We start from the raw sequence: 9112 nt of genomic DNA, 5'->3' as shown, positions 1-9112 counted from the left end.
ACTAACTAACTAACTAACTAACTAACTAACTAACTAACTAACTAACTAACTAACTAACTAACTAAGGACTATAGATCTGCTGTTCTAGTGACGCGAAAAATTTGTGCATTTCCATCTCATTATTCTTGTTTTTTCACGCAATAAATAAGGCGCTTAAAAAAATAAGCGCCTTTTCTCCTTCCATTAGTCAATTATTACTTCACAAACTCAATAATAAATCCGCCTTTTCGAGCCATACTGTATTTCCACTTAGCATTTATTGGATGAGTTTCCACTTTAAAATCCATCAACGGGTCCTTACCTTCAGAGATGATTCTGAATTTTGAAAAGCCTTTGCCGTATTTTTTAAGATCAATTGTGATAGGCTGATTTGCATTAGTTCCATTGATGCCAACAACATAAGAAAGATTATCTTTTTGGCGTGACAACACTAGAGCCTTGCCTGGTTCACCAATGATACATTCTGTTTTATCCCAAGTCGCAGGCATTTCTTTTAATAAATTCTTCAATTCATTCGGAAGCGAATTGAAAACTTCTTCTGAATCGGCAAAATGAATAACTCCCGAAGTGTAAATCATTGCCATAGCCAATTCGTGCGCAGCTGTATTTAAACGAGTGTATTTTCTAAAAGTCAAAGCAAATGGCGTGTAATCTGCTGGACCTGCAACGTTTCTTGTAAATGGCAATACGGTATTTTGCTCTGCTGCTTTTTCAGGAAATCTTGGCTCATAAAAATAACTTTCAGTTCCTAAAATAGCCTCTGCTGTTACAAAATTTGGCCATGTTCTATGCCAGCCTCTTGGCACAGTTGTACCGTGCAGGTTTACCAAAAGATGTTCTTTGGCCGCATCTTCAAAAACCGATTGCAGCGTTCCCATAACTTCTTGTCTATCCGAACACCAAAAGTCGATCTTAACTCCTTTTACGCCCATATCTGCCAACTCTTTGAATCTTTTCTTTCTCTTATCTGAATCAAAATATTCGGCCGAATATCCCCAAACCAATGGCAGAACTCCTTTTGATAAAGCGTGATCAATAATTTTTCCTTCTTTGTTGGCTTTTTCCCATCCAGCATCAAAAAGCGTATATCTAAATCCAAATGACGCCGAAACATCCGTAAACTTTTTATACATCTCTGGTGTAAAATCTTCAGGATGCGACCACCACGACCAAGCCGCTTTTCCGGGAACAATCCATGAGGTATCTGCAATTTTAGAAGCTGGAGCCAAATCGGTAATCATCGTTGACAATAATATATCTCCCGCTTTATCGCCAATCATGATTACTCTCCACGGCATTGTCCAAGGCGAGCTTGATTCCGGATAAGCAATTCCTTTATCGGCTAAAGGCAGTGTGAATTTTTCATCATTTTTAGCAAAAGCAATGCTGTAAATTCCGTCTTTAGAATCTGGATCTAAGTGACAGCCCGGAAATGAGCCGTCTGTTCCTGATTCTGCAATTAAAACCCAATTTTTAGTTTCGTTTACATTAAAAAGCGCTGGCATGCACCAGCCGACTGATTCACCTCTTGCACCTTTTATAGGATCTCCAGGCTTTACATTAATATAAAAATCCTCATAACCTGGCGTATAATCTCCTGCTTTGTTATAAGGCTGCAACCATCCTTTTGCATTCTGAGCTATATGAAAACCTGTCAATTCATTCTTAAGTATTCTAGTTTGTTTTTCCTGCTCAGGAAACTTATACCTAAAAGCAACACCTTCCTGACCTGCAATTAAATCTATTGTCATTAAAGCGCCTTTGCTATTTTTGAATGTAATGCTCTTGCTCTCAAAAATATGATCTGCAACTTTGTTATTGGCAACTTTAAGCTCGTATTTTTCGCGCTTTTCTTCAATTGGCGAAACTTTTACAACAGATAGTCCTGAAGTAAAATCATTATTCTCGAAATTTAATCCAAGAGGCGAATCTAAAATTATCGCTTGGTCTTTGCGGGTAACTCTATAAGACAATTTCCCGTCTTGGCTTAAAGACAGCTCAATCCTATTTTGATTGTCCTTAGACTTTAAAGAAAGTTCTTCATTTTGAGCGACACAGCTCGTCAGTATAAAAAATACTGCGGGTATCAGCATACTTAAAGATCGGTTAAGAAACATTTTTTTCATTTATATAATTATTTAGAGGTGATAGTTCTTTTTTTGTTATTGGATTACATCAAAAGCATAAATTATAGTTTCGTTATAAACTTGTCCCGATTGGAATATCGTATTCGGAAAATGTTTATGATTAGGGCTGTCAGGATAATACTGGCATTCTAAACAGAGGCCATCAAATGAGCTGTATCGTTTATTATGTTCTCCGATACTATCACAGTTCAAATAATCTCCAGTATATAATTGCACTCCTGGATAAGAGGTGTAAACATGCATTATCCTTCCCGATTTTTCATCATACAATTCACAGACAGGATTTTCATTTTTAGCATTTCTATCAAAAATATAATAGAGATTAAGTCCGCTGTTTTTCATCACGTCTTTCAGCTTATCCTTAAAAAACAAATATTTGTCGGCAAGTAAAATTTTTCCGGTCGGAATATAATCGGCTGTACTTTCCAGAATTTTAGATCCTTGAATAGTAAGCTGATGATGGTATATTATTTCTTTACAGGCAGTCAAATTAAAATAAGAATGATTGGTAAAGTTTAGTGGAGTTGCCTCATCGGCTTCCGCCAAAAATTCAATTTTGAGTTCGTTTTGATCTGTCCATTTATAGATCACTTTGGTTTTCAAATTCCCCGGAAAACCTCCTTCTCCGTTTTCAGTTTCAAGAGAAAAAATTACGGCATCTTCTTCTACAATAAAATCAAACACTTTGTTATTAACCCCAGCTGAACCACTATGATTATTGTTTTTACCGTCGTTTTTATCGAGATGATACGTTTTATTTTCAATAGAAAATGCCGCATTATTAATTCTGTTGGCAAAACGCCCAACAGTTGCTCCTATATAAGATTGATCTTTTACATATCCTTCTAAAGTTGGGAATCCTAAAACCACATTTTCTTTGTTTCCCTCTTTATCTGGCATCACTATGGATTTTACTATGGCTCCATAATTAATAAGTTCGGCACAATTGCCGTGAATATTTGTGATCTGAAATTTGAAAATCTCTTTCCCATCATGCCAGCCAAAAGACTCACAAACAATATTATTTGTAGGATTCATATCGTTTTACAAAAAGGTTAAAATCTGAAGTGTTAGTATAGAATTTCAAATTTAGTTTTGATTATTGTTCTCAAAATGGACATTTTTTGCGAAAGCATGGATTAAATTACGATATTTGAAAAACAAGATTCTGGAAAAATGAAAAATGCATCTCAAAAGGAAAAAATAAAAGTCAAAGAAGGTTTTCTAGGACAGCGAATGATCGTAATTCCAAAGAATATACTTTCGATCATAAAAAAGAATCCGCTTATCGCGAGTTTGTATTTTACAGATATTGGCGTGTTTCCTAATGCAAGCCATCATTCCATGAAACGAAAACACGGGAGCAAGCAATACATTTTAATCTATTGTTATAAAGGAGAAGGCATTATAAGCAAAGAAAATAAAACAATAACGCTAAAAGCCAATACCTTTTATATAATACCTCCTGAAGTTGCACATGATTATTATGCTTTAAAGCAAAATCCGTGGAGCATTTACTGGATTCATTTTACAGGAATTCAGGCTCCTTTTTTCTATGATAAATTTATTGCCGAACATGCTGAGACTGCCTCTCAATTATCACTTGAAGAAAGACGCCTTGAACTTTTTGAAAACATTCTCGATGTTATGGAAGACGGTTACAGCGCCAGCAATCTCGAATTTGCCAATCTTTCGTTATGGCAGTTATTAAATACCTTTTTGTATGAAAAATTCTTCATTCAAAAGAACCGAAAATTTTCAGAGGATAATACTATAGAGTCGGCTATTGACTATATGAAAAAACATCTTGATCTTTCCTTAAAAATCAATGATGTTGCCGCTTATTTTAACTATTCTCCTTCTCATTTCTTTACGCTATTTAAGAAGCAGACGGGATATTCTCCCATACATTATTTCAATTATCTAAAAATGCAGAAAGCCTGCCAGTATCTCAGTTTTACCACTATGAGCATAAAAGAAATCAGTTTTAATTTAGGGTTTAACGACCCTTTGTATTTCTCTCGTTTGTTCAAAAAAATCATGAGTACTTCGCCTATACAATATCGAACCGAATACAAGCAGTAACGCAATTGTTTTCGCATTTAAGCATTCAATACCCAAAAATCAGATTATAATCCATCTATTCAAAAAAAATATCCATAAATCAAAGGTTCCTATTCCGCTAATTTTACAAAAGCTATAAAACCTTTTTATGAAAAACTATAATTATACCTTTTTATTATCAATCAGCCTTGTTGCGGCATTGGGCGGATTACTCTTTGGTTACGACTGGGTTGTAATCGGCGGTGCAAAACCATTTTATGAACTTTATTTTGGCATTACAAATTCTCCGGCTTTACAAGGCTGGGCAATGAGCAGTGCGCTTGTAGGCTGTGTCGCGGGTGCGGCCGTTGCGGGAAAATTAGCCGACAGTTACGGAAGACGTCCTGTCCTGATCATTGCTGCCGTATTATTCTCCTTATGCGCTCTTGGAACTGGAGCATCTGAAACCTTTACCGTATTTATTATCTGGCGAATTATCGGTGGAGTCGGAATCGGGATCGCTTCTACCATTTCTCCTTTATACATTGCAGAAATTGCGCCTCAAGAAACCCGTGGATTATTTGTTTCCATCAATCAGCTAACAGTTGTGATTGGAATTCTTGCTGCGCAGATTACCAATATGCTAATTACAGAAGTTATTCCTCCTGATTATTCTCCTGCGCAAATTCTAGCTTCATGGAACGGACAAACAGGCTGGAGATGGATGTTTTGGGCAGGATTTTTCCCTGCAGTACTTTTCTTTATATTAATGTTTTTGATTCCTGAAAGCCCTCGCTACCTTGCAAAAAAAGGCAGTCATGACAAAGCAGAAAATACTTTAGCCAAAATTGGCGGATTAGCCTACGCCAAAGAAGCAATCACAACCATCAAAGAAACTTTTACTGAAGAAACAGAAGGTACCGATTTCAAAATGCTGTTTGACAAAAAAGCTTTGCCAATTTTAGTTATTGGAATTGTTTTGGCTGCTTTCCAGCAATGGTGCGGTATCAACATTATCTTTAACTATGCTCAGGAAATCTTTGTTTCGGCAGGTTACAGCATCAACGATTTGTTTATGAATATTGTAATTACCGGAAGTATTAACCTTATTTTTACTTTGGTTGCCATGGGAACTGTAGACAAACTTGGGCGTAAAAAACTAATGCTTTTTGGTTCAGCTGGACTTGCTATAATTTACGCCTTACTTGGGTACTTTTACTATGCCAATGTTACTGGTTTCCCTTTATTATTATTGGTATTATTAGCTATTGCTATTTATGCCATGTCTCTTGCTCCTATTACCTGGGTCATTTTATCTGAAATTTTCCCTAACCGAATCAGAGGTGTTGCGATGTCTGTTGCCACATTTGCACTCTGGATTGCATCCGCACTTTTGGTACAAACATTTCCAATCTTCAACGAATACCTTGGCACATCTGGAACTTTCTGGATCTACGGAATTATCTGTGCTTTAGGGTTCTTGTTTGTATTCAAAAAACTTCCTGAAACCAAAAACAAAAGTCTCGAAGAGATTGAAAAACTGATGGTTTCTGATAAAGAATCAAAGAATATTCAATAATTTAAATTTCATTACATCATGCAAAAAGTAAATGTTTGGAAGGAAAAAATAATCCTGCCAACTTATGAGGTGGGCAAACCTGAAAAAAATCCTGTATTTATTGAGAAAAGAGTTTATCAGGGAAGTAACGGATCTGTATATCCTTATCCGGTTATTGAGAAAATCGCTGACGAAAAAACCAACAAAGAATACCAAGCCGTTTACCTTGAAAACGAGTTTATTAAAATAATGATTCTTCCAGAACTTGGCGGGCGTGTTCATATGGCTTATGATAAAACCAAAGAACGTCATTTTGTATATTACAATCAAGTGGTAAAACCCGCATTGGTTGGACTTACCGGACCTTGGATTTCTGGCGGAATCGAGTTTAACTGGCCTCAGCACCATAGACCAACCACTTTTGATCCTGTTGATTTTACGGTCGAAGAACATGAAGATGGAAGTGCAACCGTTTGGTGCAGTGAAGTAGAACGTATGTTTAGAACCAAAGGTATGGCTGGTTTTAGATTATATCCTGATAAAGCTTATCTGGAAATTAAAGCACAATTGTACAATAGAACATCGTTTCCGCAGACTTTTTTATGGTGGGCCAATCCTGCTGTAAAGGTAAATGACGATTATCAGTCGGTTTTTCCACCGGATGTAAACGCTGTTTTTGATCATGGCAAACGTGACGTTTCGTCTTTTCCAATTGCAAAAGGAACGTATTATAAAGTAGATTATTCGCCGGGAACTGATATTTCTCGTTACAAAAACATTCCGGTTCCAACATCTTACATGGCAATTGCTTCCAAATATAATTTTGTAGGCGGATACGAAAATGATTCAAAAGGCGGTTTATTGCACGTTGCCAATCATCATGTTTCTCCTGGAAAAAAACAATGGACTTGGGGGCACGGCGATTTTGGACGTGCTTGGGATCGTAATCTTACCGATGAAGATGGTCCGTATATCGAATTGATGTGTGGTGTCTATACTGATAATCAGCCTGATTTTACTTGGATTATGCCAGGCGAGCAAAAAGAATTTACACAATATTTTATGCCATATCGCGATTTGGGAGTTGTAAAAAATGCTACTAAAAATGCAATGGTTAATCTGGAAAGTATTGACAACAAACTTGTTATTAAAGCTTACACAACAGGTGTTTATCCAAAAACAACCGTTACTTTAAAAAACAACGATATTGTATTATTCCAAAAACAGTATGATGCGTCTCCATATAATTCGTTTGACGAAGCTATTGATTTTAAACACAATGCCTCTTTAGAAGGCTTATCAATTTCTGTGACCGATGCAGATGATAAAGTTCTAGTGGATTGGAATTACGAAGCTCAAAACGAAGACGAAATTCCGGAAGCTGCAAAACCTGCGCTTTCTCCTACAGCTATCGAGAATAGCGAACAATTGTTCCTTACAGCACAGCATTTAGAGCAATACAGACACGCCACTTACAGTCCGATTCCATATTACGAAGAAGCTCTTAGACGCGATTCTGGCGATGTTCGTTCCAACAATGCAATGGGATTATGGCTCATGAGAAGAGCAAAATTTACTGAAGCTGAACCTTATTTTAGAGCAGCCATAAAAACATTGACACAGCGAAACCCAAATCCGTACGATGGTGAAGCTTATTTCAATTTAGGGTTATGTCTTAAATATCAGAACAAAAACAAAGAAGCTTACGATGCTTTCTACAAATCGACTTGGAATGCAGCTTGGCAAAATCAAGGCTATTTTTATGTAGCACAGCTTGATGCTTTAAATTGTGATTTTGAATTGGCTTTGGAACACATCCAAAAAGCTATTTCTAAAAATAGTGAAGACCATAAAGCACTGCATTTGCAAGTAGCGTTTCTTAGAAAATTAAATCAAAAAGAAAAAGCGCTTCAACTTGCAGACCATTATTTGCAGAATGATTCGTTTAATTTTGGATTGCTATACGAAAAGTATATTTTAAGTACCGATAAAAAAGATCTAACGTACCTAAATGCATTGATCCGAAACAACATTCACACGTATATCGAATATGCTTTAGATTACAATGCAGCTGGTTTATACGAAGAAGCCGCGGCATTATTAAATGAAGGTTTGAAAGATGAAAATACGTATCCAATGGCGTGGTATTTTGCAGGTTCATTTTATGAAAAGTTAAATGATTTCGGTCAAGCCGAAAAATGTTTCAAAATGGCTTCCCAAGCAAAACCAGACTATTGTTTTCCAAATCAGATTGAGGCCGCTTTAGTGCTTTCTGAAGTAATTAAAAAACAAACCAATGACGCAAAAGCGTTGTATTATTTAGGAAACTTTTGGTATGCTTCAAAATTCTATGATGATGCTATTTCCTGCTGGGAAAAATCGGTTGCTATCGACGACTCTTTCCCAACTGTTCATCGCAACTTGTCATTGGCATATTACAATAAATTGAATGATGAGCAAAAAGCACTTGCAAGTTTAGAAAAAGCATTTTCTTTGGATACGGAAGATTCCAGAATTTTAATGGAATTAGACCAATTGTATAAGCGTTTAAACAGAGATTTGGTCTTTAGACTTGCTTTCTTAGAAAAGCATCTAGAATTGGTTATTCAAAGAGATGATGTGTATTTAGAAAGAGCCGCTTTATATAATTTACTAGGGAAACATGATAAAGCCTTAACATTATTACAAAATAGAATTTTCCATCCTTGGGAAGGCGGTGAAGGAAAAGTAAGCGGCCAATACCTGATTTCTTTGACTGAAATTGCTAAACAGCACATTACTGAAGGGAGTTATGATAAAGCCATAGCGCTTTTAGAACAAGCGCAAACGTATCCTGAAAATTTAGGTGAAGGAAAACTGCCGGGCGCACAAGAAAATGATATCCATTATTGGCTTGGAGTAGCTTTCGAAAAGAAAAACAATCTAGAAGAAGCTAAAAATTGGTGGCAAAAAGCAACTCAGGGATTGGAAGAACCTACAGCAGCGATTTTTTATAATGATCAGCAGCCAGATAAAATTTTCTATCAAGGATTGGCTTTCTTAAAACTAAACAACATTCCAGAAGCCAATAAACGCTTCGAGAAGTTTGTTGCCTATGCAGAAAAACATGTACATGATCATGTTACGATTGATTATTTTGCAGTATCACTTCCTGATCTTATGATTTGGGAGGATGATTTAGACAAGCGAAACAAAATTCATTGCTTGTACATGAAAGGATTAGGTCTTCTAGGTCTTGATAAAAAAGCTGAAGCGGGACAGACATTTAAAAGTGTTCTTTCTGAAGAGAAAATCCATTCGGGTGTAACGATACACCTTTCGCTATTAAAAAATGAGGAATCGGTTTCAGTTTAAGTTATTTTAA

At 36.2% G+C, this 9112-nt stretch carries 5 protein-coding genes; 3 read left to right on the top strand and 2 right to left on the bottom strand.

The features are described from left to right. Positions 1-194 precede the first annotated feature (194 nt). On the bottom strand, positions 195-2126 hold the full coding sequence (locus tag DMB71_RS01140; RefSeq protein ID WP_111362940.1) for a glycoside hydrolase family 97 protein: 1932 nt from the start codon (positions 2124-2126) through the stop codon (positions 195-197). Positions 2127-2162: 36 nt separating this feature from the next. Next, entirely contained in the window at positions 2163-3185 is a 1023-nt protein-coding gene (locus DMB71_RS01135) for an aldose epimerase family protein (RefSeq protein ID WP_111362938.1), read from the bottom strand. A 138-nt stretch (positions 3186-3323) separates the two neighbouring features. On the opposite strand from DMB71_RS01135, the gene DMB71_RS01130 reads away from it, so the two are divergent. From DMB71_RS01130 to DMB71_RS01120, 3 genes are all read left to right on the top strand, one after another. After that, positions 3324-4232 (top strand): AraC family transcriptional regulator, encoded by a 909-nt coding sequence (locus DMB71_RS01130; RefSeq protein WP_111362936.1) that lies wholly within the window; start codon positions 3324-3326, stop codon positions 4230-4232. A 127-nt stretch (positions 4233-4359) separates the two neighbouring features. Then, positions 4360-5769 carry a sugar porter family MFS transporter gene (locus DMB71_RS01125; RefSeq protein ID WP_111362934.1) on the top strand — a complete coding sequence of 470 codons (1410 nt, stop codon included), beginning with the start codon at positions 4360-4362 and terminating at the stop codon, positions 5767-5769. A gap of 18 nt (positions 5770-5787) precedes the next feature. Further along, positions 5788-9102: a DUF5107 domain-containing protein gene (locus DMB71_RS01120; protein WP_111362933.1), complete on the top strand. Its 3315-nt coding sequence runs from the start codon at positions 5788-5790 to the stop codon at positions 9100-9102. Positions 9103-9112: the final 10 nt, after the last annotated feature.

The sequence above is a fragment of the Flavobacterium tistrianum genome (assembly GCF_003254545.1).
Taxonomy (GTDB): domain Bacteria; phylum Bacteroidota; class Bacteroidia; order Flavobacteriales; family Flavobacteriaceae; genus Flavobacterium; species Flavobacterium tistrianum.
The sequence above is the reverse complement of the archived record's forward strand: the minus strand, read 5'-3'. Positions and strand labels throughout refer to the sequence as shown.